Source organism: Rhizobium sp. LjRoot254, from assembly GCF_964254105.1.
Lineage (GTDB): Bacteria > Pseudomonadota > Alphaproteobacteria > Rhizobiales > Rhizobiaceae > Rhizobium_E.
The window spans coordinates 1,193,642-1,218,371 of record NZ_CAXUSM020000001.1; the positions used below are offsets into that span (position 1 = coordinate 1,193,642).

The window sequence follows — 24,730 nt, forward strand, 5'->3', positions numbered from 1 at the left end:
GCGCGCTATCGCAAGCGGGGGATCGTTCGCAGATTGGCCGATTGTTGCCTTGGCCGCAAGCCAGCCGTCACCGCCACCCCATCCCCGGCGCCACATGCTTCAATATCGCCTCGATCACATGGGCATTGTAATCCACGCCCAACTGGTTCGGCACAGTGAGGAGCAACGTGTCGGCCTCCGCAATCGCCTCGTCCTTCTTCAGCTCCTCGATCAGGGCGTCGGGCTCGGCGGCGTAGCTGCGGCCGAAGATGGCGCGGGTTTGCGGGTCGATGAAGCCGATCTGGTCTTCTTCCTTGTTGCCATGGCCGAAATAGGCGCGGTCGCGCTGGTCGACCAGTGCGAAGATGCTGCGGCTTACGGAGACACGCGGCTCGCGGGTGTGTCCCGCTTCCTTCCAGGCTTCACGATAGGCGCGGATCTGGGCGGCCTGCTGGATGTGGAAGGGCTCGCCGGTCTCGTCGTTCTTCAGCGTCGAGCTTTGCAGATTCATGCCGAGTTTAGCGGCCCAGACGGCCGTTGCATTGGAACTGGCGCCCCACCAGATGCGCTCGCGCAGGCCCTCGGAATAGGGCTCGAGGCGCAGCAGGCCGGGAGGGTTGGGGAACATCGGTCGCGGATTGGGCTGGCCGAAACCTTCGCCGCGCAGCACGTCGAGCAGGACTTCGGCATGACGCCGGCCCATGTCGGCATCGGTCTGGCCTTCCGGCGGCTGGTAGCCGAAATAGCTCCAGCCGTCGATCACCTGCTCGGGCGAGCCACGGCTGATGCCGAGCTGCAGGCGACCGCCGGCGATGAGATCGGCGGCACCGGCGTCCTCGGCCATGTAGAGCGGGTTCTCGTAGCGCATGTCGATGACGGCGGTGCCGATCTCGATCTTGCTTGTCCTAGCGCCGATCGCCGCCAGAAGCGGGAATGGAGAAGACAGCTGGCGCGCGAAATGGTGGACCCGGACATAGGCGCCATCGGCGCCCAGTTCCTCGGCGGCAACCGCGAGGTCGATGGATTGCAGCAGTGCATCGCCCGCCGAGCGCGTTCCGGATTGCGGCGAGGGCGTCCAGTGCCCGAACGAGAGGAAACCGATCTTTTTCATAGTCATCCAATGCGATGTTTCATGGGCCTTATATAAGGCGTCATGACACGGTTGCGACCGCGCGAACACCCTTCACTTTGTGTCCGCTGCGGTCTTCAATGGTTGACAGTGATCTGCAAGTTCTCGTGGCCGAAGGCTGGCTCAGTCGGCCCCGCTCTGGCCGCCGTCGTCCTTGTCATCCTTGTCGTCGTCCTTCGGCTTGCGGACGCGGACGATGTCGTTGCTCATCTCGGTGCCGAGCTCGAGCACACCGGTCTTCTTGTTGACAACGCAGATCACGGCCGCGCGGCCCTTCACGTCCTTCGAGCGGCCGAAGACGATCGCCAGGCCGAAATTCTCGCTGCCGACCGGATCGACGGCGACCTGCGGCTTGCGGAACATGTCGGCTGCTGCCTCCGCGCATTTCTGCTCGACCTGGGCGTTGAATTCCTTCCAGGCGTCGGGGCTGGATGCCTGGGCGAAAGTGGGAACGGAAATGCCGGCGAGCGTTGCCGCAAACAAAACAAGGCCTGATCTCATGGTCGATCCTCCAGTTCATCGGAATTCGGTCGGTATGGCCAATCGCATATGGCCTTGATCCTGTCTATAGACGCGATGTGGCGGAATTTATTCACCTAAACCCGTTGCCTTGAAGCCCGCGCAAACCTATGTTCCAGTCAATCCAAATCTGATGATAATCACTAGAAGGAGACACCGCCATGGCTTTCGAACTGCCACCACTTCCCTATGACTATGATGCTCTTGCGCCCTACATGTCGCGCGAAACGCTCGAATATCACCACGACAAGCATCATCAGGCCTATGTGACCAACGGCAACAAGCTGGCCGAGGAAGCCGGCATGGGTGGCCTCTCGCTCGAAGAGGTCGTCGTTCAGTCGTTCGGCAAGAATGCGGGTCTCTTCAACAATGCCGGCCAGCATTACAACCACATCCATTTCTGGAAGTGGATGAAGAAGGGCGGCGGCGGCACCAGCCTGCCGGGCGCGCTTTCCAAGGCAATCGATTCCGATCTCGGCGGCTATGACAAGTTCAAGGCCGATTTCGTCGCTGCCGGCACCACGCAGTTCGGCTCCGGCTGGGCCTGGCTTTCGGTCAAGGATGGCAAGCTCGCCATCTCCAAGACCCCGAACGGCGAGAACCCCCTGGTCCATGGCGCCAAACCGATTCTCGGCGTCGATGTGTGGGAACACTCCTACTATATCGACTACCGCAACCTGCGCCCGAAATACCTCGAAGCCTTCGTCGACAATCTCATCAACTGGGATTACGTGCTCGAAATGTACGAAGCCGCGACCAAGTAAGCGCTTCAGAAATTGATTCCTGTCAACTCCGCAAGGCCCTGGTCTTGCGGAGTTTTTGTTTGTTCCTCATTTTTTGGATGAATTGATCTCCATTGACCCTCGCAGAGCTTTGGCTTGCGGGCTTTTGCGTCTGGGGTGGTGTGCTTTGCGCCATGTGTGGACGGCTCCGGGTTGGCAAGAGGTTTTTTGACTTTTTGCACACTGCTGGTCGGAGCTGCCATGTGTCCGGCCTTTCGACGCGGCACAGAGAGGCCGCTGGCCATAATGCTCTCCGCGGATCGGGTCCCGGTCAAAAGCCCGCGCTCGAAGCGCCTGGCGCATAGTGGGTTGTCCGTCTCCTTGGGCCGACTGGCGTAGGTGCGTTATAAGTCTCCTGCTCTTTACCAACGACGTTCACGACACATGCGTCGTGTATCAGGTTCCGGCTGCGACCGGCATTACTCGGTAGGGTTCGTTACGGCTCATCATCGCCCATGCAACCCGCGCCATCTTGTTGGCGAGCGCGACCGCTGCGACTTTCACCGAGCGACGCTCCATGAGGCCGACAAGCCAGGGATGGCGGGTTTGACCTGATAGCTTGGCCTGCTTGATAACCGCCAACGCGCCGACGACCAATAATTGCCGAAGATATCGGTTTCCGGCCTTGCTGATGCCTCCGAGCTTTTCTTTGCCACCGCTCGAGTTTTGCTTGGGTACCAACCCGATCCAGGCACTGAGATCGCGGCCCGAGCGAAAGGCCGTCGGATCGGGTATGCTGGCTGCCAACGCTGTTGCCACCAGCGGACCAACGCCTGGAATTCCTTCAAGCCTGCGGCTGAGATCATTGACACGGTGCCATTTCAAAATTCGACGATCCATTTCCAGAATGCGTTGCTTCAACAAATCGATTTGATCAGCCAATGCTGCGAGACATAGGCATGCCTCTGCCGGAATATCATCTCTTTCACCCTTCCGGATGAGATTGAGAAGCGCCTGCAACCCGTTGCGCCCGATGCCCGCGACAATGCCAAATTCGGCAAGATGGGCGCGGACAGCATTGATCGTCATTGTGCGCTGGCGAATGAACAACATACGAGTACGATGAAGCATCAGGATCGACTGCTGATCCACTGTCTTGATCGGGACAAAGCGCATGTTGGGTCGCGTCACGGCTTCGCATATGGCTTCGGCATCAGCCGCATCGTTCTTGTTGCGCTTCACGTAAGGCTTCACATAACGTGGCGGCATCAGCCGGACTTCGTGTCCGAGTTTTACCAGCTCCCGCCCCCAATGATGGGCAGTCGCACAGGCTTCGATGCCAATCAGACACGGTTTAAGTCCTGCAAAGAACTGAACAACGTACCGGCGCTTCAGTTGTCGGCGAACGACGATCGCACCGGTTGCGGAAACGGCGTGCACCTGGAACACCGACTTAGCAATGTCGAGTCCAATCGTGGTAATCTCTTCCATGGATGGCTCCTCCCATGCGGTTCCTAACAACACCGCAAATATCGCACATCGCGACGCCGGCGGAGGAGCCGTCCACAGCATCAGAAGCGGACTTCATATCCACTCGACGTAAATAATCAGGAAGCTTCCTGCGTCTTCACATGCGCGAGCAGATGCCCAATGAAACGAGTGAGCTTTGGCAGCGGTCGTCGATCCTGTCGACGTACTATATAGACTGTACGCGGGTCGGGCACGTAATTTTGAAGGACTGGCACCAGCGTGCCGGTCGCCAGATCGTTGGCCACCAGGACTTCGGGCTGCAGCAACAACCCCGCGCCTGCAATTGCGGCCCTGCGCAGTCCGTTACCGTCGTTGCATGTAAAAGATGGTTTGATTGCTATCTGTGCCTCATCCGCACCTTTCATTTTCCAGGCGTCACGACTGCTCCAGACTGTGTGAGAAAGGCAATGATGCGCGTTCAAATCATGCGGCGTCTCTGGACGACCGTTCCTGACTAGGTAGTCCGGCGACGCGCAGATCACCATCCGATACATTGTCAGAGGTTTTGCTATCAGATCGACATCGCCCAGTTCGCCAATGCGAATAGCCATATCAAATCCCTCGTCGATTAGATCGACATTTCGATTGCTCAATTCCAGTTCAATATGCACGAGCGGATACTCCTGCTGGAACGTCGCGACCAGAGGAGCGATGACACACGAGCCAAACGTCATTGGAGCACTGATCCGCAACGTGCCGGATGGAGATGCGCGCAACCGTTCAAGCGACGTCTCGGCCAACCGCACATATTCAAGTGCACGTTTTGCGTCTTCGTAATAAACGCGGCCAGCATCGGTCAGCCCTTGGCGCCGCGTCGTGCGCTCAAGTAAGCGCGCGCCCAGGCGATCTTCGAGCTGGCGCACGTACTTTCCAACCATGACCGCCGACATTTCAAGCCGCTGTGCGGCCTCGGTGAAGTTGCCCCCTTCCACAACGGCAACGAAGGTTTCCATGGCACGCAACTTATCCATATTACTAACCCTGAGTTCGTAAACTACGAATTGATATCATATTTATCACCTCAAAAGTTCGTTTAACAGTAGCGCCGTTCAGAACCAGTTTTGCTAGGAGTAGTCTATGAAGATCGTTCTAATTGGCGCCAGTGGGGACGTAGGCCGCCCAGTGGCGGAAGAACTTGCGCGTGATAGCCGGCACGAGGTAATTCACGTCGCTCGCACCCAGGGTGATTATCAGGCTGACATCGCCAGTGATGAAAGTGTCGATGCGCTGTTCAAGAAAACTGGACTGATTGACGCCATCATTGTTGCTGCAGGCAATGTCATCCTGGCTCCAATCGAAAAGATGACAACGGCCGACTTTCACAAAGGCTTGCAGGACAAGTTGCTAAGTCAGGTGCGCGTTGCATTGATTGGACAGCATTACCTGAATGACCGAGGGTCGATAACGCTGACATCCGGCATCGCTGTTGATGATCCGATTGCGCAGGGCTCCAACGCCGCAACGTCCAATGCCGGGATTGAAGGGTTTGTGCGTGCTGCTGCCTGCGACTTCTCGCGGGGCATCCGCATCAACGCAGTAAGCCCGACGGTATTGACGGAATCGATAGACCGCTTCGGTCCGTTCTTTCCAGGCTATGAGAGCGTGCCGGGAACCCGTGTAGCCATGGCCTATCGACGCAGCATCGAAGGCGTGCAAAGCGGTCGCGTATACCGGGTAGGTCATTGAACTAAAAGGAACACGGCATTCAGGGAATGCCGTGAGACAGACCTGGAGTTGTGTGTCGCGGGAACAAAATCTCGCGACACACTGGCCTCGGCGGAATGCCCCAAAGGGATGCTCCACATCTGGATTGTCCATGACCGGTTTGGGCCAATAGCAGTCGAATGGTTTTTGCGACCGGGCTCAAAACTACCTGCACCTCAGCGCATGGTTTCATTAACTTGAAAATCTTTATTGATTTTATTGCATGAATTTATTCTTATTGATCTCCCAGCCATCCACCCAGAGCTTTCGCAAGCCGTCGCCTTCGCCGGTGAAGTGCTCGCCCGTCGCCGTTCCGCGCGTGACACGGTCGGCGCGGAAATTGCGCAGGCCATGGCGCAGTTCGCACCACGCTACCATCACCGAATGGGCGGAATAGTAGATCAGCGCGATCGGGCGCACCGTTCTCTCGGTCGCGCGGTTCTGCTCGTCGGTATAGGTGATGTGGAGTTTCTGCTCGTCACGGATTGCGGCGCGGACCATGGCGAGGTCGATGCCGTCGGGTTCCGGCATCACCGAGCCCCAGGCATAGATCGCGTCGGTGGAAAGTACCTGCCGCAGTGGCGCGGGCATGGCGCCGGCGATCTTGTCGCTGACGGTCTCGGCCGCCTTCCTCAGCGCGCTGTCGCCGGTTCGCTGCAGGAGCGCCAGTGCCAGCACGATCGCCTCGGTCTCCTCGATCGAGAACATCAGCGGCGGCAGGTCGAAACCCGGCCTCAGGATATAGCCGATGCCGCGCCCGCCCTCGATCGGCACCCGCATCGCCTGCAGCGCCACGATATCGCGGTAGATCGAACGCGGCGTGACCTCCAGCCGCCCGGCGATCTGCGCGGCGGTGACCGGCCGCGTCGCCAGGCGCAGTATCTGGATGATCTCGAACAGGCGTGAGGCCTTGCGCAAAAACGTCTCCCATGCTGCCGTTTTCTGGCAGGGTTTCCATCACTACTGACACAATGGTGTCAATTGCGTTTCTCTATAAGTCTCTCCAACACATTGAAAACAAGGGATGCAAGCAATTTTTCATCCCTGATTGGAACGAGCAATTGACATGGAATATTCCGACAATCTCTGGATCTTCGCAACCCTTCTGTTCGGCATCATCATCGTGCCCGGCATGGATATGGTCTTCGTGCTCGCCAATGCGCTGGCCGGCGGAACACGCGCCGGACTGGCCGCCATTCTGGGCATCATGGGTGGAGGGATCGTCCACACGATCACCGGCACGCTGGGCGTCACGGTTCTGGCGGTGCTGATCCCGCAGCTTTTCCTGCCGATGCTTCTGCTGGGTGCGGCCTATATGGTCTGGGTCGGCATCGGGCTGATCCGCAGTTCGATCACCGTCGATAGGGTGGAGGGCGCGACTGCGCCGTCGCTGTTCACCACTTTCTGGCGGGGGTTTCTCACCTGCATGCTCAACCCCAAGGCCTGGCTGTTCATCCTCGCCGTCTATCCGCAGTTCATGAAGCCGCAATATGGTTCCATCACGCAGCAGGCGATGATCATGGGGCTGCTGACCATCATCATGCAGTTCCTGATCTATGGCGCCGCCGCACTCGGCGCCGGCCGCGCCCGTGCCTTTCTCACCGGCAATGCGAGTGCGACGATCTGGACCGGCAGGGTCGCGGGGCTTCTGATTATTCTGGCGGCACTCTTCACCGGCTGGCAGGGCTGGGTGCAGTCCTCCTATGCCTGAACAGTGAACGATCCGTTCGAGAATTGTGAACGATGGCGAGAGGCTGCGGATGCTGGCGGCATTTGCGGCTTCTGCTGAAATTCCGAGAATGATTCCGGTTTTCCGTCTAAGTGCCGATCACCGAATTGTTATTTTGATTTGCCGTTCTCTGTGGGATGGTGCCGACGTTCAGGAAAACCAGACGCCGGCTTGTGGCGGCGTCTTGCGAATGGGAGAACAAGTACGATGATCAAACGCATTCTGGCGGTGGCCGCACTCTGTCTTATCGGGGCGACCGCGGTCGTCTCCGCCGAAAACCAAGCTGATAACCGGGAAGCCGCCATGAAGAAGAATGGCGGCGCCATGGGCGCGCTGGCCGCCATCGCCAAGGGCGAAAAGGACTACGACGCCGAGGTGGTCAAGACTTCGCTGACGTCGATCAAGGAAGTGATCACGGTCTTCCCGACCTATTTCCCTGATGGCTCCGAGAAGGACAGCGACGAAGCCAGCCCGAAGATCTGGGAGAACAAGGCCGACTTCGAGGCCAAGGCAGCCAAGCTTGCGGCTGATGCGGATGCGCTTCTCGCCCAGCTTCCGGCCGACAAGGCTGCCGTCGGTGCCGCGATGGGCACGCTCGGCAAGAATTGCGGTGGCTGCCATGAAGCTTACCGCATCAAGAAGAGCTGACGACGCGTTCTGATCCATCCACATATCCGGCCGCTGTAGTTCCCTTGGAAAGGAATATGGCGGCCGTTCCATGGACGGGCTATTCGGGCCGGCCAAGTCCTGCCAGAATGCTTATTGATAGAACCGGAGGGCGCTGCATGGCTGGAAAGATCGTCAAGACTCTCGCGGCTTTGGTGGTTCTCGGTGCAGTCGGTGCCGGTGCCTTTCTCTGGATCACCCGGCCGCAGCCGCATCCCGACGATTTCTGGGCCTCTGCGGGCACGCCGGATGTCAAGAACGGCGAACTGGTCTTCTCCATGGGCGGCTGTGTCAGCTGTCACAAGGCGCCGAAGGCCGAAGGCGCTCAGCAACTGGTGCTGGCGGGTGGACTTGCGCTCAACAGCCCCTTCGGCATATTCCACGTTCCCAACATCTCGCCGGATGAGAAGGCCGGTATCGGCGCCTGGACGCTGGCCCAGTTCGGCAATGCGCTGACACGCGGCGTCGGCCCCGATGGCGAGCATCTCTATCCGTCGCTGCCCTATGGCTCCTATTCGAGGATGACGGCGAAGGATGTGGGCGATCTCTTCGCCTATATCAAGACGCTGCCGAAGAGCGATAATGCCACGCCGCCGCACGAACTCGGCTTTCCCTTCAACATAAGGCTGGCGCTCGGTGGCTGGAAATTCCTCTATCTCGATGAGGCGCCGCGCGTGGCGCTTGCCAACGCCGACGGCAAGGTCAAGCGCGGGCAATATATCGTCGAAGGTCCCGGCCATTGCGGCGAATGTCATTCGCCGCGCGACCGACTGGGTGGGTTTCAGGCTGATATGTGGCTGGCGGGCGCGCCCAATCCCGAGGGCAAGGGGCGCATTCCCAATATCACGCCGGAGGGTTCGATCGCCTCATGGAGCGAGGCCGATATCGTGACCTATCTTAAGGACGGCAATACGCCGGATTTCGATTTCGTCGGCGGCGCGATGGCCGAGGTGCAGAAGAACATCGCCAAGCTGCCGGACACAGACCGCGAAGCGATCGCGGTCTATCTCAAGGCGATCCCCGGGCATTCCAATCCGAAATGATCAGTTGGTGAGCCGGATCAACGTCTTCGATGCCGACTTGCCGATGGATGTGAACGCGGCAACCAGTTCCGCCGTGCTATCTGCGTTGAAGTAGTCAGCAGGGTTAGTGGCGCAGTATCTCAACAGATTTTGCCCGGCGACGGGAGCCATGAAAGCGATTGAAAAGACCCTGATGCCGTCAGTTCGGGCGTTGTCGCAGTATTTCTTCGTCTTGGCATCGGCGCCGCTCACATTGTTTTCGCCATCGGTCATGAACAAGATGAATTTGGTCGGCGTTTTGTTGCCGTTTTTCATCTCGTGGGCCTTCTCTTCGCTGTCTGTACCCTCCACCATCAGGCTCTCATAAGCCTTCTGGAACGCTTCACCCGAGTTGGTCGTGCCTGTGGAAGTGAGATTGGTGATGTAGCTTGAAACGGCGCTTGTGCCCCAGGCGAGCGGGGTCGGCGACTGCATCACGTTGTTGTAGGATACACCGCCGGTGCGTGAATATTGCGACTCGGGATCAGCCAAAAGGATCTGAGAGAGAAGCGAGGCGCTGGCGAGTTTAAGTGCCTCCATCTTCTTGTACAGTTTCGTGCAGGTATAAGGTGTCTTAGCCTTATTGGTCCTGTAGCACGTGGTTGTGTAACTCGTGGTGGTATATTCATCCATCGAGCCTGACCGGTCTAGAACGAAGTACATAGAGAATGAGCTCTGCGCCTTGTTCTCCTCTTCTGAGCTGACGCCGCCGCCGATAACCGATGCCTGCACCGAGACCGGGACGTTGTCCCAGCCGAGCACACGAAGGAAGGTGGTTGCAACGTTGCCATTCACCTTGGCGGTGATGCCCTGGCTGGTCCTGTCGATCACGATGCTGGCCGTATCCAGTTCGTAGGAGTCCGTAATCTGGGCTTCAGCAGCAAGCCAATTGGCGAGCTGTGCCTTGATTGCCGTGTCGTCCTTGGCATCGATATCCGTGACTGCCGCGACCAGCGCGGCATCAAGGTTGGACTCGATCTCACGATGCAGGTTGAGCGCCCGCACATAATCGAAGCTGGCCCCCATCGCACCGAGCAGCGGGATGCTGACGATGGCGAAGGACATGGCGAGATTTCCGGCGCGATCCGTGACGAACCGGCGGCCGATGGTTTTTATTCCATTTTTGAATGCGTCTGCAGCACGAGCGAACATTGCTGGCTCCTTGAATCCCGATGGCGGCGATTAGGAGCCAAAAAGGCTAACGATCTGTAAAACAACAGCATTCATGCCAACGACTTGACCAAAAATTGGGCATTTACGTTGGTATGACAATAGAACACCGTTAACAGGGCATTTATATTACTAATGCATATCAAGCTTTTGCCGAAAAATTACATGGCCCGCCGAAGTCCCGTGCCATTTTGGCACGGGACTTCGCTATGTTAGTTTTCGGCAACCTTCAGCGCGAAGGCATATTCGTAAGCGATTTCCTCGAGCCGCTGGAAGCGGCCCGATGCGCCGCCATGGCCGGCACCCATATTGGTCTTGAGGAGGATCGGGCTGGTGCTTGTGGAATGTTCGCGCAGCCTTGCCACCCACTTGGTCGGTTCCCAATAGGTGACGCGCGGATCGGTCAGGCCTGACAAAACGAGGATCGGCGGATAGGCCTTGGCGCCGACGTTGTCGTAAGGCGAATAGGACACGATGTTGCGATAGTCGGCTTCGGATTCGATCGGATTGCCCCATTCCGGCCATTCCGGCGGTGTCAGCGGCAGGGTGTCGTCGAGCATGGTGTTGAGCACATCGACGAAGGGCACCGCGGCGATGATGCCGCCGAATTTTTCGGGCGCCATGTTGGCGATCGCGCCCATCAGCATGCCGCCCGCCGAGCCGCCTTCGGCGACGATGCGGTCATACGCGGTGAACTTCTCCGCCACCAGATGATCGGCGGCAGCGATGAAGTCGGTGAACGTGTTGGTCTTGTGGACCATCTTGCCGTTCTCATACCAGGCAAAGCCCTTGTCCTTGCCGCCCCTGACATGGGCGATTGCATAGACGAAGCCGCGATCGACCAGCGACAGCGCGTTGGTCGAGAAGGATGCGGGGATAGAAATGCCGTAGGCGCCATAGCCGTAGAGCAGGCAGGGTGCGGAGCCGTCGAGCCGCGTATTCTTACGGTAGAGCAGCGACACCGGCACTTTCTCGCCATCGGGAGCGGTCGCGAAGACGCGGCGCGTCTCATAGTCCGAAATCGTATGGCCCGAGGGGACTTCCTGCGTCTTGAGCAGCACGCGTTCGCGGGTCCGCATATTGTAGTCGTAGAGCTGGGTCGGCGTGGTCATCGAGGAATAGGAAAAGCGGATCCAGTCCGTGTCATATTCCAGCGCGCCGCCGAGGCCGAGCGAATAGGCTTCCTCGTCGAAATCGATGGCGTGATCCTCGCCCGTCTCGCGGTCGCGGATCTGGATGCGCGGCAGGCCCTCATGGCGCTCCATCCAGACGAGATGGCTGGCAAAGGCGCCGTGCGACAGGATAAGCGTGCCCGGCCGGTGCGGCACGACTTCGGTCCAGTTCTCTTTACCAGGCGATTCAACCGGCGCTTGCATGATCTTGAAATCCTTGGCGCCGCCGTCATTGGTCAGGATGTAGAAAACGTTGCCGCCGGACACCAGTTCGTATTCGATGCCGGTCTCGCGCTCCGCGACAAGCTTCGGCTCGGCATCAGGCGTCCTGGCCGGGATGATCCAGTTCTCCGATGTCTCGTGGTCGTGGATATCGATGAAGATATAGTCGTCGAGCAGCGAACCGCCGACGCCCATGAAGAAGCCGGGGTCCTCTTCCTCGAAAACCAGCCGATCCGCCGATTGCGGCGTGCCGAGTATGTGATGGTAGATCTTCGAGGGGCGGTGGTTCTCGTCGAGCATCGAATAGAAGAAGCTCTGGCCGCCGGGCGTCCAGACGCCGCCGCCACCGGTATTCTCGACCACATCGTCGAGGTCCTTGCCTGATGTAAAGTCGCGGATCTTCAGGGTGAAATATTCCGAGCCCTTGTCGTCATAGCCCCAGAGGCCCTTGTCATGCCGGGGCGCGTGATCGATGCCCGAGATGCGGCAGTAATCCTTGCCTTCGGCTTCGCGGTCGCCATTGAGCAGCACTTCCTTGAGGCCATCGCCCTCGCGGCGGGTGCGGAAATAATGTGCCTGCTCGCCGCCGGTGACGTAGAGCGTGCCATAGGCGTAGGGGCCGTCCTTCATCGGCACCGAGGAATCGTCTTCCTTGATGCGGCCCTTCATCTCCGTAAACAGCGTCTTGCGCAGGTCCTCGGTGTCAGCCATCGCCGCTTCCTGATAGGCGTTCTCGGCCTCCAGATGCTTGCGGATCTCGGGATCGAGGATCGAAGGATCCTTGAACATCGCCTGCCAGTTATCGGCCCTCAGCCAGGCGTAATCGTCCGTGCGGGTCATGCCGTGGCGGGTATCGGTGACGGGCTTCTTGGGGGCGAGGGGAGGGGTCGGCAGGAATTTGGAAAATGGCAAGTGGTCTACTCCGGATCAAATCACGACGGGAGATGTAATGCGGTTCGGTGCGCGCGCCAAGGGGCCGCGTGCCGAGCGGCGGTTGATCGAAGGATTCGGCGGTCGACGGCCGTGGTGGAGTAGGCGCGGGTTCTTGTTCACGCGGCGGGTTCCGTCCGTGGTTTGAGGCATTCTGGCTCCCGATCCCCTTGCACTTCGCATGAGAGATCGGCCGGGGCACGTTTCCGTGCCGAGGTTTAGTGGCTGCCTTGCGACAGCCGGTAAGACACGTATCCGTGCCCCGTTCGGTGTCTTTTCATCCGCGAACTCGGTCGTCTGCACCAATCCTGATCCCGGACCTGAAATTTCCAGGGGGACGGGCTTGTGTGCGGTACAACGCACGCCACGCGTACTTGGCCTTTGCAGGCGGTACCCGGGGGAGACCCCTTCTCGCGGACGCCTGATGCGGGACTTTACGTCGTCTTCCCGCAACAGGCACCGGTCCTGTCTCGCCCGCATCGCCATGCGGGGTAGCCGAGGGCAGAACGGAGATGATTCTCTCACAGGTTTGGAGAGCGGGGATGAGGGGTGAGGAATTTTTTCTTATGTTTTTGATAAGAGATTGATTTGGTTGGGAAGAAAATGCGTTTTCTGTTGAAAACACCCCTCACCAAGTGCGTCCATGCGTTCGCTGAAGCTCACGCGGACTTACTATCCTCTCCCGCAAGGGGAGAGGTAAAACCCGCGGCACCGCCTTACCCAAACTCGGGGCCGAGCGTGAGGCACTAACCCTACCTCTCCCCCTGCGGGAGAGGATACGAAGGCCGCATGAGACCAAAGGTCGAATGCTTGGCCGTAGTTGGTGAGGGGTTCATCTTCAAACCAATAACTTCCCCAGCAATCCCGCCAAATCTCCCGCTTCCCCATCCCCGGCGAGCTTCGAACCGACATGCCGCTCGATCGCCGCGCCATAGACCGGCCACATGCGTTGCTGCAGGTCGAGCCCTGCATCGGTGATGTGGATCTGCTGGCCGCGGCCATCGCGTTCGTGGGCCTCGCGGCGGATCAGGCCGGCTTTTTCCAGGCGGTCGAGCAGGCGGGAGACATTGTGCTGGGCGAGCAGCAGGCGCGGTTCGAAATCCATCGGCCGCAGGCCATCGGGCCGGGCGCGGCGGAGTTCGAGCAGGATGTCGTACCACGACAGCGGCGGGAAGCCCGATGCCTTGAGGTCGGTCTCGACGGCGCCGAGCACTTTCTGCTGCGCACGGACGAGGGCGATCCAGGCGTCGGTCGTGGGGTCGGAGGGCATTTTCGCTGTCATCCTTTCATTTATCCAGATTCATGCAGATGCATCAAGCTTGACAAAAGATGCATCTGCATTCATATGGAAAAACGCCATGACATTGAAACTCGTATCCTTCGATCTCTGCCCCTATGTGCAGCGCGCCGCGATCGCGCTGGCTGAAAAGAACGTGCCGTTTGAGCGGATCAATATCGATCTCGCCAACAAGCCGGACTGGTTCAGGAAAATCTCGCCGCTCGGCAAGGTGCCGCTGTTGATGGTCGGCGACGAGGTGCTGTTCGAGAGTTCGGTGATCGTCGAATATCTCGATGAGACGGTGGAGCCGAGGCTGCATCCCGCCGATCCGCTGACCAAGGCGCAGCATCGGGCTTGGATGGAGTTCGGCTCGTCGATCCTTGGCCATATCTGGACGATCGAGACATCAGGCGACGAGGCGGCGTTCGAGCAGGGTGTGGCCCAGGTGAGCGAGAAATTCGCGCGGCTGGAAGGCGTGCTCGGCGCGGGGCCGTTCTTCTCGGGCGAGACGTTCAGCGTCGTCGATGCGGTGTTCGCGCCGGTGCTCCGCTATTTCGACGGGTTCGAGCGGCGGATCGATCTCGGCGTGTTCGCCGGCAAGCCGAAGCTGGGAGCGTGGCGCAAGGCGCTCGCGGCGCACAGAAGCGTGAAGGAGGCCGTGGTGCCTGATTATGCCGAGCGGCTGCTGGCATTCGTCGATAGGCACGGGGGTGTGCTGGCCGCCCGGATGGCAGACCGGAAGGCCGCTTGACCCGTTTTGACTATGGCTTGCCGGTTGGCTAAGGACATCCCGTCAAACAAGGAGCGACGGGATGGAATGGTCGAAGGCGAGCCTGCTGGCGCAGGCACTGGGCAAGATCGACGAGGCGACGCGCGCGGTGACGCCGCCGATCCACATCACCTCGACCTTCATCCGCGATCCCGACAATCAATACCGGTCCGGCAATATCTATGGCCGGGCCGACAATGAGACCGTGCGCGAGGTCGAGAGCGTGCTGACCATGCTGGAAGGTGCCGCGGCCTCGATGGTGCTGGGTTCCGGCATGTCGGCGGCGACGGCGGTGTTCCTGGCGCTTCAACCCGGCGACCATGTCGTGGCGCCCACGGTGATGTACTGGGCGCTGCGCAACTGGCTGAAGAACGATGCCACGGCCTGGGGGCTGAAGGTCGATTTTGTCGATACAAGCGACCTCGACGCGGTGCGTGGGGCGGTGAAATCAGGCGAGACGAAGCTCGTGTGGATCGAGACGCCGGCCAACCCGATGTGGACGGTGACGGATATCGCCGCTGTGGCCGGGATCGCGCATGCGGCGGGCGCGCGGCTGGCCGTGGATTCGACTGTCGCAACGCCGATCCTGACCCAGCCCTTAGCGCTCGGCGCCGACATCGTCATGCATTCGGCGACCAAATATCTCAACGGCCATTCAGATGCGATCGCCGGTGCGTTGTGCACCGCACGCGAGGATGAATTCTGGGCGCGGATCAGGCGGGTGCGGTCGATGCTCGGCCAGATCCTCGGGCCGTTCGAGGCCTTCCTGCTGATGCGCGGCATGCGGACGCTGGATCTGCGGGTGCGGGCGATGAGTGCCTCGGCGCTTACGGTTGCCCAGCATTTCGAAGCCGATCCGCGCGTGCTGGAGGTGCTTTACCCCGGATTGCCCACGCATGCCGGGCACGCGGTGGCAGCGCGGCAGATGCAGGGCGGTTTTGGCGGCATGCTGTCGGTGCGGGTGCGGGCCGGCGAGGAGGCGGCGATCCGGACGGCTGCGAATGTGAAGCTCTGGAAGCGGGCGACATCGCTCGGCGGGGTGGAGTCGCTGATCGAGCACCGGGCGTCGATCGAGGGACCGGGGACGCCGTGCCCGAGTGATCTGCTCAGGCTGTCGGTGGGGCTGGAGACGCCGGCGGATTTGATTGCGGATCTGGACCAGGCGCTGGGGGCGAATGCCTAGACTGAGGCGGCCTCTGGAAGGATCAAATGTCTAAAACGCACAAAACTCTTCCTTCACACTGAATTTGCTGATATTTTCCTAGGAACGCTGGCATTTGTTGGCTTCCAGCGTCCGAGAGAATAGTCGCGTTTGACTAACCGCTCCCGCCGAAGGAGCGTCCCGTGACAAAGACCATTCTCCTGGTTGAAGACGAACCCCTCATCTCCATGGTGCTTGAAGACGCGCTGAGGGAAGAAGGGTTCGACGTGATTGTTGCGATCGACGGCATCGATGCGATTGCGGCGCTGGACGCGAAGGCACCGCAACTGGCCGGGGTCATCACCGACATCAGGCTGGGCGATGGCCCGAGCGGTTGGCAGGTCAGTGAATGGGCCAGGGAATTGCAGCCCCGGCTGCCGGTTCTCTACATGAGTGCGGATAGTGCTGCGGATTGGCCGGATCGCGCGGTTCCCAACAGCCAGATGCTGGCAAAGCCCTTTGCCGTCGAGGACATGCTGAGCGCTGTCTCGATGCTCGTCGAAAACGCTTGAGCCTCCGGGACGCACTTTGATGCCGAGATACTTCTTCAATGTCATCGCGGGCAGCAAAGTCATAGCGGATCTGGAAGGGACGAATCTCCCCGATATCGAAGCTGCAAAGGAGGAGGCGTTGAAGGACGCGCGGGCGCTGATGAGCGCGGCCATGCTCGACGGCTGGGATATCTCGGGACGCTCGATCGCCATTCGCACGGAGGAGGGCGCCCTCGTTCTCAACCTTGCGTTCCGCGAGGCGGTCAGGCAACGGGACTAAGCGGTCCGATCAGGCGGTCATACTCTGCTTCCGGCACGCCATAGCTGCCGCCGGCGAGATTGACCAGCAGCGGCCGGTCGGTGATCTTGATAATGCCGCGCCGTGCCCGGATCGCCTTGACGCCTTCCAGGATGTGTATGGCGACCGTGACCCCGGATCGCCGGACGCCCAGCATCAGGGCAAGAAATTCATGGGTCAGCACGACATCGTTGCCTCGCATCCGGTCGTGGCACATCAGCAGCCAGCGCGCCAGGCGCTCGTTGACGCTGTAACGGGCATTTGCGAGGGCGGAATAGGCCAGCTGCAACTCGTTGCAGTGCACGTATCGCAAAAAGAGCTCGCGGGTCGGGCCGTCGCTTTCGGCGAGGTCGAGGAAGACATCCGACGGCATCCTCAGCGCCGTGCCTTCGATCTGGATGAAGGTGCTGGCCGGCGTCGTGTCCGTATGTAGCAGCAGATGCGCGCCGGTCATGCCTTCAAACCCGATATGGCCCACCTCAATGCTCTCGTGGTCATGGTTCGACGTCACGACCGAGGCAAGGCCGCTGGTGATGAAATGGACATGCTCCGGCCGCTTGTTGGCCTCGACCAGTGGGTGGCGAATGGGGAGCTCTACACGCTCAAGATGCGGCTGAAAGCGCGCCAGCACGGATTCGGGCAGCGCGCTGAGCAATCGGTTTCTGGTGACGGATTCGGGCACGGTATGCTCCCTCCGGGGAAGGAGCCCGATCTCATACCCGAGGCCGACAAGGATCGAAGGTAATGAAGAGCTTATGCTACAAAGCTGTGCGGTGCGCCAGAATCCACAGTCCTATTGTGCGCTTTCGACAATTCTCGCAGCCCGGCTAGTGGGAGGAGTATAGCACGGGCTTTGGGTGGGGACTAATGAATACGAGGGTAATCTGGTCACGACGAAAGGTAGATGCGTACGGACGAGCCGAAAGCTCAGTCCTTCTTGAACTCGAACAGTTCGATGACGTTGCCTGATGGGTCTACAAGCAGGATGGCCCGGCCGGCGCCGCCATCGCTGATGCCGCCGCGGAAGCTGGCATCGGCTCGGCGCAACCGGTCGATCAGCGCATCGAGCTCCTTGGTGACAACCATGAACCGGTTCCACCCTCCGGGCTCCGGGTCGCCGCCCGCCTGGCCGCCACTTCCCGCACCCGGGGCACTGAGATAGAGCGTCAGGTCGTCGCGAAGAAGTGCTGCGAACTTGCCGGGATTGTGCATGTCCACCTTGAAATCGAGATTGTCTCGATAGAATGCAACGGATTTGTCGATGTCGGTGACGATATATCGGACGGATGCCATAGCCTTCTCCCCGCGGGTGGTGACCACAGTGACGTAGAGCGGTTTAAATGCGCTGTGGGTCGGGTTGGTTCCGGGGACCTTTCGCCATAGGCGCACGGGCGGGGAGCGGCGATCGAGTGGTTATGTCATCGCGACATTTGAAGTGACACCCCTAAGCTTTCAGGTTAGCGTCCTTGCCAGATCAGTCTGCACATGGAATTCCGCTCATGGCGACATTCACTGGTTCATCTTCACCCGACATCATCACACCTGGTGAAGTCTCTCCCTCTGTCGTGACCGACGGTGCAAGTTTTCCCGGCGGCGGCCGCGACACGATCACAGGCGGGCTCGGCGACGATACGCTCGCAGGCGGCGGCGGGAACGACGTCATCCGCGGCGGTGATGGCAATGATCTTGCGCGGCTGGGAAGCGGAAACGACCTCTTCGCCTGGTCTCCGGGCGATGACAACGATATTGTTGAAGGGCAAGGCGGCATCGACACGCTCGACTTCTCGGGCGCCAACGTCGCGGAAAACATCACCATATCCGCGAACGGCTCCCGGATCAGCTTCTTCCGGAATATTGCCAATGTCACCATGGACCTGCACGGGATGGAGACCCTGCTCTACCATGCTCTGGGTGGCGCTGATAACGTCGTCGTGAATACGCTGGCCGGCACGGACGCCGAGAGCATCTTCATCAATCTTGAAGGTGTCCTCGGCAGCGGGGTTGGCGACGCCCAGGCCGACGCCGTCGAGGTACACGGCACCGGGTCGGCCGATCGCATATCCATCAACGGCGTGGGCACCATGGCTAGAGTCACCGGCTTGCCGTGGTTCGTCAGGGTCAACGTCCTGGAGGCAACGGATACGCTTCGGATCTTCGGCGACGGTGGCGGGGACCTGATTAATGCCAGTGGCGTAATAGCCGGCGCCCATCAGCTCCTGCTCGACGGAGGAGATGGCAATGACAGGATAACCGGCAGCGTCAACGGGGATGTGCTCCTTGGCGGCGACGGGCGAGATCGCGTCCGGGGCGGCAGGGGGAACGATGTCGCGCTACTCGGCAGCGATGCCGACCTTTATGCCTGGAAGAGCGGCGACGGCAACGATGTCATTGAAGGTCAGGACGGTGCGGACAGGCTGGAACTCAGCGGCGCGAGCGCGGGCGAAAGCTTCGGCGTTGCCGCCAATGGCGGGCGGGTCATCATCTCCGGCAGCATCGACGCGACCGTGCTCGACATAGACGATGTCGAAAGCCTGTCCCTTCGCGCTGGCGCCGGCATCGACAATTTGAGCATTGGCGACCTGACGGGCACGGACGTCGAGAGCGTAGACGTCGATCTGGTCGAGAAGCGCGGTGCAGGATCGGCCGATACCGTCACCGTAGCGGGCACGGCCGCCGCCGACGTCGTTGTGCTGTCGGTCGCCAATGGCGTCATTTCGGTGGGGGGACTGCCAGCCACCACGGCCATCCGTAACGCCGATGCCCGAGATCGGCTGGTGGTCAATGGCAACATCGGAGCAGACTTGATCGATGCCAGCAGCTTGCCGGCAGTGAAGATGCAGCTCGAGTTTCGCGGCAGTGACGGCAACGATCTTCTGCTCGGCTCGGGCGGCCGTGATCGCTTTGTCTGGAACCCGGGAGACGACAACGATACGATCAATGGCCGCGCCGGCAAGGACCTTCTGGACTTCTCCGGAAGCGCCGTGAGCGAGAGCGTGGACATATTTTCGAATGGACAGCAACTCAACCTGTTGCGCAATGTCGCCGCCGTGCAGATCACCACGAACATGGTGGAGCGGTTTCAATTCCATGCGGGCGGCGGCAGCGACACCATTGCCATCGGCGATCTCTCGGCAAGCAGCGCGCAGCTTATCAGTCTCGATCTTGCCGGCGTGGCCGGGACGGGGACAGGCGATGGACAGGCCGACACGATCTCGATCCTGGGTCGCGCTATCGACGACAAGGTTTCGGTGTCGGGCAGCGGTTCGACCGTCGCGATCAAGGGCATGCCCTGGGAGGTGAAAATCGCAGCCAGGGAGACGGGTGACGCTGTGCTGTTTTCAGCGGGAGCCGGCGATGACACCATCGACCTCGAGGGCCTGGGCGCCGGCCCTGGAATCCGCATCGACGGCGGGCTCGGCAATGATGTGCTGAAGGCCGGATCAGCGGACGATCAGTTCCTTTTCTCCACAACGCTCGATGCAAATGCAAATGTCGATATCATCCGCCGCTTTTCCGCAGCACACGATCTGATCCTTCTGGAAGACAGCGTTTTCGTTGGCATCGGCGCACCGGGCGCGCTTGCCGCCGGCGCTTTCCACATTGGCAGTGCCGCCACCGATGCCGCGCACCGGATCATCTACAATGAGTCGAGTGGCGGGTTGTTCTTCGACAGCGACGGCGTCGGCGGCAATGATGCAGTGCGTTTTGCGAAACTGGATCGCGGCCTGTCGCTCACTGAAGCGGACTTCCTGATCGTCTAGACGGGCGAGGGGGCGGGGCTATTATTCCGTAGCCGGCTTGTGCGTGATGTATGGCTTTACCAGTGTTTCTGCATGTCTCGACCAGCCGTAATCGGCTTCGGTTTTCAGAAACTCGAATGTTCTGCATCAGACGGTCCTCGCATCCACGCGGGCATATTCGGCATGCGTGTCAACGAATTTGATCATCTTCGCGATGAAGTTAGATTTTCTAACATTTGCGAAATAGGCGAAACTTCGTGACGCTTTCTTTGATCGGTAAGCATTCTCAAACTCTTGAGTTTTATTTGAATTGCTTGTTTCGATACCTCAAAGTGCGATGATAAATTCAATAATAGCTGGTCATATACAGTATAATTGCATGGTTGGTCGTCAACAAATATGTAGCCATGCCCCCTGTCTCTAATATCGAGAAGCCGCCGGCATTCGGCGGTTTTATCCTTAAAGAAGTCATCGGGAAGAATTAGATTAGAGGAAAATGCATTCGCTTGAATTTCAAGGCGCTCATAATTGAAGCTCTTTTCCGTCTCATTGTTTATCAGGAGGTCTCTTTCAATAATGGTCTCCGAGCTTAGATACAATTGATGCTTCAAGCAGAAATGGCCGATCTCATGGCCGATAGTAAACCGTTCTCGATTCCTGTTTTCGTTGGCATTTATGCGAATTAAATTGTGATTAAAGTTTGCGGATCCCAATATAGGGGTGCCGTCTACGTCTCGTATTTTCTGGGCAGAAAATTGCAAATCTATCGACAAGGTCGAGCAAATTTTTTCGAGATTGACGGGGCCACCCACGTAATCGATTTGATTTAGAATCTCTCGAACCGAGTTCTTAATCGTTTCGGCCGGAACGTAAGGAATAGACGTCGGGGCTTTTTCATTTTTGATTTCGGCATGGAGGTGTGGATCAAGGCTTCTCAAAAATTCATCCATCGTTCCGAAGAAGCTTCCGTCGTAATAAGCAGAGAATTTCAGGGACTTAGCTGACGATTCACTTCGGAATATTTGTGACTCGACAAAGCTATTTTCTGCGTAAGAACGACCTCTACGATCAGCAACAATGTCAAGCCCGTGTTTGTCGTACTTTACGATCCCCATTCCGCTATTTCTGGCGACTTTCTCGGCTCCAGATTGTAGTCGTGAAGATACGACAATGACGCCTTTGGAGCTGTGCTCGAATATCCGGCCAATTTTCTGTGAAAAATCGTTTACATATATCTCTTGAATACTTCCATTGTGGTTTTTACACTCGAAAATCACATAGAGGTGAGGTGAAAGACCACCTTGGCGATACACCTCTAGGACAACATCAAATTCGACGTCAGCTTCGCGCTCTTTGCAATAATATTTCTTCTTTTTGAAGATTTTACAGTTGCTGGGTGGATAAGTTCCAAAGACGAGGTCTCCTCGATTTTGCTGGTCGAGAAGATATTGGTGGAACGCATCTTCGAGCCTATCGCCCTTAATTGAAGAGTTCACGATTTGTCCTTGATTGCAGAAACAATCACGAGATGGTTACGCTGCTTTTATAGCAAAATAGCTGTTGTTAGAAGTCGAAGAACCCTCTGAAGGCTACAATGTGGCCTGGGAAACGTGTCGCTGAGCCTGAAGGGTCAAACATCTTAATCACACCCGCTCCACAAACCCGTCCAGTACCCTTTTCTGCCCGGCGCGGTCAAAATCGATCGTCAGCTTGTTGCCCTCGATCCCCGCCACATTGCCGTTGCCGAACTTGATGTGGAACACGCGGTCGCCGACCGAGAAATCGCTCGGGGTGTCGATCTTGGATTTGGCCACCAGTTCGCCCGTGATGACCTTGCCGGTGGGGCCGGCTTCGCCGTAGCCGATGCGCTCGACCTGGTGGCCGGAGCGGTTGCCCCAGTTGTTGCGGGTGGCGTCGGTCTTGTTGGCTTGCGCGCGCTGCCAGCCGGGTGAGGTGTAGCCGGAGGAGAAGGGTTCCTGGCGGTCGAAGCGGGATTGGCCGTAGGGGTTGGCCCGGCCGTAGCCGCCGTAGCTCTGCTCGACCTCGGCGACTTCGACGTGATCGGCCGGGAGTTCATCGAGGAAGCGCGACGGGATCGTCGATTGCCAGAGGCCGTGGATGCGGCGGTTGGAGACGAACCAGATGTGCAGCCGCTTCTTGGCACGCGTGATACCGACATAGGCGAGGCGGCGTTCTTCCTCCAAGCCCGAGCGGCCGCCTTCGTCGAGCGCGCGCTGGTGCGGGAACAGGCCTTCCTCCCAGCCGGGCAGGAAGACGGTGTCGAATTCCAGGCCCTTGGCGGAATGCAGCGTCATGATCGAGACGGCATCGAGCGATGCGTTCTGCTCGACATCCATGACCAGCGAGACGTGTTCGAGGAAGCCGCGCATGGATTCGAAGCTTTCCATTGAGCGGACGAGTTCCTTGAGGTTTTCCAGCCGGCCCGGCGCTTCGGCCGTCTTGTCGGCCTTCCACATGTCGGTATAGCCGCTTTCCTCAAGGATCTGCTCGGCGAGTTCGGTGTGCGGAATGGTCTCCAGTGCCTTCTGCCAGCGCTGGAAATTCTGCACCACGTCAAAGAGCGCCTTGCGCGGCTTGGGCTTCAGTTCCTCTGTCTCGACGATGTCGGCGGATGCCTGGAGGATCGGGATGTCGCGCGAACGGGCGTAATCGTGCAGGAAGCGGAGCGTCGTGTCGCCGAGGCCGCGCTTCGGCGTATTGACGATGCGCTCGAAGGCGAGGTCGTCGGCGGGCTGGCAGACGAGGCGGAAATAGGCCATGGCATCGCGGATTTCGAGCCGCTCGTAGAAGCGCGGGCCGCCGATGACGCGGTAGTTGAGGCCGAGTGTCACGAAGCGGTCTTCGAATTCGCGCATCTGGAACGAGGCGCGGACGAGGATCGCCATGTCGTTGAGATTGTGCTTCTGGCGCTGCAACTGCTCGATCGTCTCGCCGATGGCGCGGGCTTCCTCCTCCGAATCCCAGGAGGCGTGGACCTGGACCTTCTCATGGTCGGGATCGTCCTGTTCGGTGAACAGCGTCTTGCCGAGCCGGCCTTCGTTGTGCGCGATCAGGTGTCCGGATGCGCCGAGGATATGGGCGGTGGAGCGGTAGTTGCGCTCAAGGCGGATGACGGTGGCGCCGGGGAAATCCTTCTCGAAGCGGAGGATGTTATCGACATCGGCACCGCGCCAGCCATAGATCGCCTGGTCGTCGTCGCCGACGCAGCAGATGTTGACGGAAGAAGAAGACGAAGACCCCGCCCCAACCCCTCCCCACAAGGGGGAGGGGCTAGCCTGCGGATCGCTACCCGGGAAATCATCGGCGTCCGCGTATGCGGGGCCAGCATTCTCAGCGAAGCCGGCGCCACGGGCTCCGAGCCCCTCCCCCTTGTGGGGAGGGGTTGGGGCGGGGTCTTTCTTTCTTGGCTTCTGCGCCAAGAGCCTCAGCCACATATACTGCGCCGTATTCGTGTCCTGGTACTCGTCGACCAGAATATACCGGAAGCGGTTCTGGTAGTCGGCAAGGATATCGGGGTTGGTCTTGAGGATGCGGATCGGGTGCATCAGCAGGTCGCCGAAATCGCAGGCGTTGAGCGTCCTCAGCCGGTTCTGGTAGGCGGTGTAGAGGGCGCGGCCCTTGCCGTTGGCGAAGGCGCGGGAATCGCCTTCCGGGATCTGGTCGGGATCGAGGCCCTTGTTCTTCCAGCCGTCGATCATCAGCGCGAACTGCTTGGCCGGCCAGCGCTTGTCGTCCAGCCCCTCGGCCACGATCAACTGCTTGAGCAGGCGGATGACGTCGTCGGTGTCGAGGATGGTGAAATCGGATTTCAGTGACACGAGTTCGGCATGGCGGCGCAGGAATTTCACGCCGATCGAATGGAACGTGCCAAGCCAGGGCATGCCTTCGACGGCTTCGCCAGCAAGATGCGAGATGCGCTCGCGCATTTCGCGCGCCGCCTTGTTGGTGAAGGTGACGGCCAGGATCTGGCTTGGGAAGGCGCGGCCCATCTCCAGGATATGGGCGATGCGGGTGGTCAGAACGCGCGTCTTGCCGGTGCCGGCGCCGGCGAGAACGAGAACAGGACCATCCAACGTTTCGACGGCGCGCAGCTGTTCGGGGTTCAATCCTTCGAGATAGGACGGGCGAGGGCGGGCGCCGTTGCGGGCGGCCATGGCGCGCGCGGCAAGACCGCTCGGGCCGGCGGGGCGCTCGGCCGCCGGCTTCGGGTCCTGCTTCTGCTGCCGGGGTGTCGGCTCTTCATCGAAGAAGGGAATGTCGTCAAAGCCAGATATCATCGGGTTTCCCATGCATGATTCGGCTGGTCTTGGCAAAGCCTGGTCACGATTTGTTCGCTTTTCAGGTTCACGATTACATTACATTTCGTCCATCTGGCAAATCAATCTTGCCCGCCGATAC

General features: G+C 59.4%; 23 protein-coding genes. 10 read left to right on the forward strand and 13 right to left on the reverse strand.

Going from position 1 to position 24,730, the window contains the following annotated elements:
* Positions 1-67: 67 nt before the first annotated feature.
* Complete coding sequence (locus ACSQ26_RS05900) at positions 68-1,090, reverse strand: LLM class flavin-dependent oxidoreductase (RefSeq protein ID WP_436007189.1); 1,023 nt, start codon at positions 1,088-1,090, stop codon at positions 68-70.
* Positions 1,091-1,231: 141 nt separating this feature from the next.
* Positions 1,232-1,609 carry a hypothetical protein gene (locus tag ACSQ26_RS05905; protein WP_436007191.1) on the reverse strand — a complete coding sequence of 126 codons (378 nt, stop codon included), beginning with the start codon at positions 1,607-1,609 and terminating at the stop codon, positions 1,232-1,234.
* Between the two features lie 179 nt (positions 1,610-1,788).
* Between ACSQ26_RS05905 and ACSQ26_RS05910 the strand changes: the two genes are divergently transcribed.
* On the forward strand, positions 1,789-2,391 hold the full coding sequence (locus ACSQ26_RS05910) for a superoxide dismutase (protein ID WP_436007193.1): 603 nt from the start codon (positions 1,789-1,791) through the stop codon (positions 2,389-2,391).
* Between the two features lie 5 nt (positions 2,392-2,396).
* Here ACSQ26_RS05910 and ACSQ26_RS05915 read toward each other — a convergent pair whose 3' ends face one another.
* From ACSQ26_RS05915 to ACSQ26_RS05925, 3 genes are all read right to left on the reverse strand, one after another.
* On the reverse strand, positions 2,397-2,654 hold the full coding sequence (locus ACSQ26_RS05915) for a hypothetical protein (RefSeq protein WP_436007195.1): 258 nt from the start codon (positions 2,652-2,654) through the stop codon (positions 2,397-2,399).
* Between the two features lie 151 nt (positions 2,655-2,805).
* Positions 2,806-3,840 carry an IS110 family transposase gene (locus ACSQ26_RS05920; protein WP_436006771.1) on the reverse strand — a complete coding sequence of 345 codons (1,035 nt, stop codon included), beginning with the start codon at positions 3,838-3,840 and terminating at the stop codon, positions 2,806-2,808.
* Positions 3,841-3,956: 116 nt separating this feature from the next.
* Positions 3,957-4,850, reverse strand: coding sequence for a LysR family transcriptional regulator (locus ACSQ26_RS05925; RefSeq protein WP_436007197.1), 894 nt, complete (start codon positions 4,848-4,850; stop codon positions 3,957-3,959).
* Positions 4,851-4,956: 106 nt separating this feature from the next.
* Here ACSQ26_RS05925 and ACSQ26_RS05930 point away from each other — a divergent pair, with 106 nt between their 5' ends.
* Positions 4,957-5,565 carry a short chain dehydrogenase gene (locus tag ACSQ26_RS05930; RefSeq protein WP_436007199.1) on the forward strand — a complete coding sequence of 203 codons (609 nt, stop codon included), beginning with the start codon at positions 4,957-4,959 and terminating at the stop codon, positions 5,563-5,565.
* Between the two features lie 234 nt (positions 5,566-5,799).
* On the opposite strand, the gene ACSQ26_RS05935 is transcribed toward ACSQ26_RS05930, so the two are convergent.
* Positions 5,800-6,501: a helix-turn-helix transcriptional regulator gene (locus ACSQ26_RS05935; RefSeq protein WP_436007201.1), complete on the reverse strand. Its 702-nt coding sequence runs from the start codon at positions 6,499-6,501 to the stop codon at positions 5,800-5,802.
* Positions 6,502-6,649: 148 nt separating this feature from the next.
* On the opposite strand from ACSQ26_RS05935, the gene ACSQ26_RS05940 reads away from it, so the two are divergent.
* The 3 genes from ACSQ26_RS05940 (at position 6,650) to ACSQ26_RS05950 (ending at position 9,021) form a co-directional block, all read left to right on the forward strand.
* Complete coding sequence (locus ACSQ26_RS05940) at positions 6,650-7,294, forward strand: LysE family translocator (protein ID WP_436007203.1); 645 nt, start codon at positions 6,650-6,652, stop codon at positions 7,292-7,294.
* A gap of 225 nt (positions 7,295-7,519) precedes the next feature.
* Positions 7,520-7,960 (forward strand): c-type cytochrome, encoded by a 441-nt coding sequence (locus ACSQ26_RS05945; RefSeq protein ID WP_436007205.1) that lies wholly within the window; start codon positions 7,520-7,522, stop codon positions 7,958-7,960.
* A 137-nt stretch (positions 7,961-8,097) separates the two neighbouring features.
* The gene (locus ACSQ26_RS05950) at positions 8,098-9,021 is read left to right on the forward strand and encodes a c-type cytochrome (RefSeq protein ID WP_436007207.1); all 924 of its coding nucleotides are present in this window, start codon (positions 8,098-8,100) and stop codon (positions 9,019-9,021) included.
* Here the strand turns inward: ACSQ26_RS05950 and ACSQ26_RS05955 are convergent, their stop codons facing one another.
* The 3 genes from ACSQ26_RS05955 to ACSQ26_RS05965 all read right to left on the reverse strand — a co-directional run bounded on the left by ACSQ26_RS05955 (position 9,022) and on the right by ACSQ26_RS05965 (position 13,803).
* A complete protein-coding gene (locus tag ACSQ26_RS05955; protein WP_436007209.1) occupies positions 9,022-10,191 on the reverse strand; it encodes a vWA domain-containing protein in 1,170 nt (389 codons plus the stop codon).
* A gap of 230 nt (positions 10,192-10,421) precedes the next feature.
* Positions 10,422-12,515 (reverse strand): S9 family peptidase, encoded by a 2,094-nt coding sequence (locus tag ACSQ26_RS05960; protein ID WP_436007211.1) that lies wholly within the window; start codon positions 12,513-12,515, stop codon positions 10,422-10,424.
* 856 nt (positions 12,516-13,371) lie between these two features.
* Complete coding sequence (locus ACSQ26_RS05965; protein WP_436007213.1) at positions 13,372-13,803, reverse strand: MarR family winged helix-turn-helix transcriptional regulator; 432 nt, start codon at positions 13,801-13,803, stop codon at positions 13,372-13,374.
* An 88-nt stretch (positions 13,804-13,891) separates the two neighbouring features.
* Here ACSQ26_RS05965 and ACSQ26_RS05970 point away from each other — a divergent pair, with 88 nt between their 5' ends.
* The 4 genes from ACSQ26_RS05970 to ACSQ26_RS05985 all read left to right on the forward strand — a co-directional run bounded on the left by ACSQ26_RS05970 (position 13,892) and on the right by ACSQ26_RS05985 (position 16,553).
* Entirely contained in the window at positions 13,892-14,563 is a 672-nt protein-coding gene (locus ACSQ26_RS05970; protein WP_436007215.1) for a glutathione S-transferase family protein, read from the forward strand.
* A 61-nt stretch (positions 14,564-14,624) separates the two neighbouring features.
* Positions 14,625-15,764: a trans-sulfuration enzyme family protein gene (locus ACSQ26_RS05975; RefSeq protein WP_436007217.1), complete on the forward strand. Its 1,140-nt coding sequence runs from the start codon at positions 14,625-14,627 to the stop codon at positions 15,762-15,764.
* Positions 15,765-15,925: 161 nt separating this feature from the next.
* Entirely contained in the window at positions 15,926-16,294 is a 369-nt protein-coding gene (locus tag ACSQ26_RS05980) for a response regulator (protein ID WP_436007219.1), read from the forward strand.
* A 19-nt stretch (positions 16,295-16,313) separates the two neighbouring features.
* Positions 16,314-16,553 carry a DUF6894 family protein gene (locus ACSQ26_RS05985; protein ID WP_436007221.1) on the forward strand — a complete coding sequence of 80 codons (240 nt, stop codon included), beginning with the start codon at positions 16,314-16,316 and terminating at the stop codon, positions 16,551-16,553.
* Here ACSQ26_RS05985 and ACSQ26_RS05990 read toward each other — a convergent pair.
* Together ACSQ26_RS05990 and ACSQ26_RS05995 are read right to left on the reverse strand one after the other, a co-directional pair.
* Positions 16,537-17,253: a Crp/Fnr family transcriptional regulator gene (locus ACSQ26_RS05990; protein ID WP_436007223.1), complete on the reverse strand. Its 717-nt coding sequence runs from the start codon at positions 17,251-17,253 to the stop codon at positions 16,537-16,539. The genes ACSQ26_RS05985 and ACSQ26_RS05990 overlap by 17 nt on opposite strands.
* Before the next feature lie 245 nt (positions 17,254-17,498).
* Complete coding sequence (locus ACSQ26_RS05995; protein WP_436007225.1) at positions 17,499-17,864, reverse strand: VOC family protein; 366 nt, start codon at positions 17,862-17,864, stop codon at positions 17,499-17,501.
* 206 nt (positions 17,865-18,070) lie between these two features.
* On the opposite strand from ACSQ26_RS05995, the gene ACSQ26_RS06000 reads away from it, so the two are divergent.
* Positions 18,071-20,332 (forward strand): hypothetical protein, encoded by a 2,262-nt coding sequence (locus ACSQ26_RS06000; protein ID WP_436007227.1) that lies wholly within the window; start codon positions 18,071-18,073, stop codon positions 20,330-20,332.
* Positions 20,333-20,514: 182 nt separating this feature from the next.
* Here the strand turns inward: ACSQ26_RS06000 and ACSQ26_RS06005 are convergent, their stop codons facing one another.
* A complete protein-coding gene (locus ACSQ26_RS06005; RefSeq protein WP_436007229.1) occupies positions 20,515-21,807 on the reverse strand; it encodes an ImmA/IrrE family metallo-endopeptidase in 1,293 nt (430 codons plus the stop codon).
* Positions 21,808-21,954: 147 nt separating this feature from the next.
* Positions 21,955-24,609 carry an ATP-dependent helicase gene (locus ACSQ26_RS06010; RefSeq protein WP_436007231.1) on the reverse strand — a complete coding sequence of 885 codons (2,655 nt, stop codon included), beginning with the start codon at positions 24,607-24,609 and terminating at the stop codon, positions 21,955-21,957.
* Between the last annotated feature and the right edge of the window lie 121 nt (positions 24,610-24,730).

Coding starts and splice junctions, on each gene's coding strand:
- ACSQ26_RS05950 (WP_436007207.1), top strand. CDS start 8,098: ATGGCTGGAAAGATCGTCAAGACTCTCGCGGCTTTGGTGGTTCTCGGT.
- ACSQ26_RS05915 (WP_436007195.1), bottom strand. CDS start 2,654: ATGGCCAGCGGCCTCTCTGTGCCGCGTCGAAAGGCCGGACACATGGCA.
- ACSQ26_RS05955 (WP_436007209.1), bottom strand. CDS start 10,191: ATGTTCGCTCGTGCTGCAGACGCATTCAAAAATGGAATAAAAACCATC.
- ACSQ26_RS05965 (WP_436007213.1), bottom strand. CDS start 13,803: ATGCCCTCCGACCCCACGACCGACGCCTGGATCGCCCTCGTCCGTGCG.
- ACSQ26_RS05925 (WP_436007197.1), bottom strand. CDS start 4,850: ATGGATAAGTTGCGTGCCATGGAAACCTTCGTTGCCGTTGTGGAAGGG.
- ACSQ26_RS05930 (WP_436007199.1), top strand. CDS start 4,957: ATGAAGATCGTTCTAATTGGCGCCAGTGGGGACGTAGGCCGCCCAGTG.
- ACSQ26_RS05995 (WP_436007225.1), bottom strand. CDS start 17,864: ATGGCATCCGTCCGATATATCGTCACCGACATCGACAAATCCGTTGCA.
- ACSQ26_RS06010 (WP_436007231.1), bottom strand. CDS start 24,609: ATGATATCTGGCTTTGACGACATTCCCTTCTTCGATGAAGAGCCGACA.
- ACSQ26_RS05970 (WP_436007215.1), top strand. CDS start 13,892: ATGACATTGAAACTCGTATCCTTCGATCTCTGCCCCTATGTGCAGCGC.
- ACSQ26_RS05975 (WP_436007217.1), top strand. CDS start 14,625: ATGGAATGGTCGAAGGCGAGCCTGCTGGCGCAGGCACTGGGCAAGATC.
- ACSQ26_RS05945 (WP_436007205.1), top strand. CDS start 7,520: ATGATCAAACGCATTCTGGCGGTGGCCGCACTCTGTCTTATCGGGGCG.
- ACSQ26_RS05920 (WP_436006771.1), bottom strand. CDS start 3,840: ATGGAAGAGATTACCACGATTGGACTCGACATTGCTAAGTCGGTGTTC.
- ACSQ26_RS06000 (WP_436007227.1), top strand. CDS start 18,071: ATGGCGACATTCACTGGTTCATCTTCACCCGACATCATCACACCTGGT.
- ACSQ26_RS05985 (WP_436007221.1), top strand. CDS start 16,314: ATGCCGAGATACTTCTTCAATGTCATCGCGGGCAGCAAAGTCATAGCG.
- ACSQ26_RS05940 (WP_436007203.1), top strand. CDS start 6,650: ATGGAATATTCCGACAATCTCTGGATCTTCGCAACCCTTCTGTTCGGC.
- ACSQ26_RS05910 (WP_436007193.1), top strand. CDS start 1,789: ATGGCTTTCGAACTGCCACCACTTCCCTATGACTATGATGCTCTTGCG.
- ACSQ26_RS05905 (WP_436007191.1), bottom strand. CDS start 1,609: ATGAGATCAGGCCTTGTTTTGTTTGCGGCAACGCTCGCCGGCATTTCC.
- ACSQ26_RS05900 (WP_436007189.1), bottom strand. CDS start 1,090: ATGAAAAAGATCGGTTTCCTCTCGTTCGGGCACTGGACGCCCTCGCCG.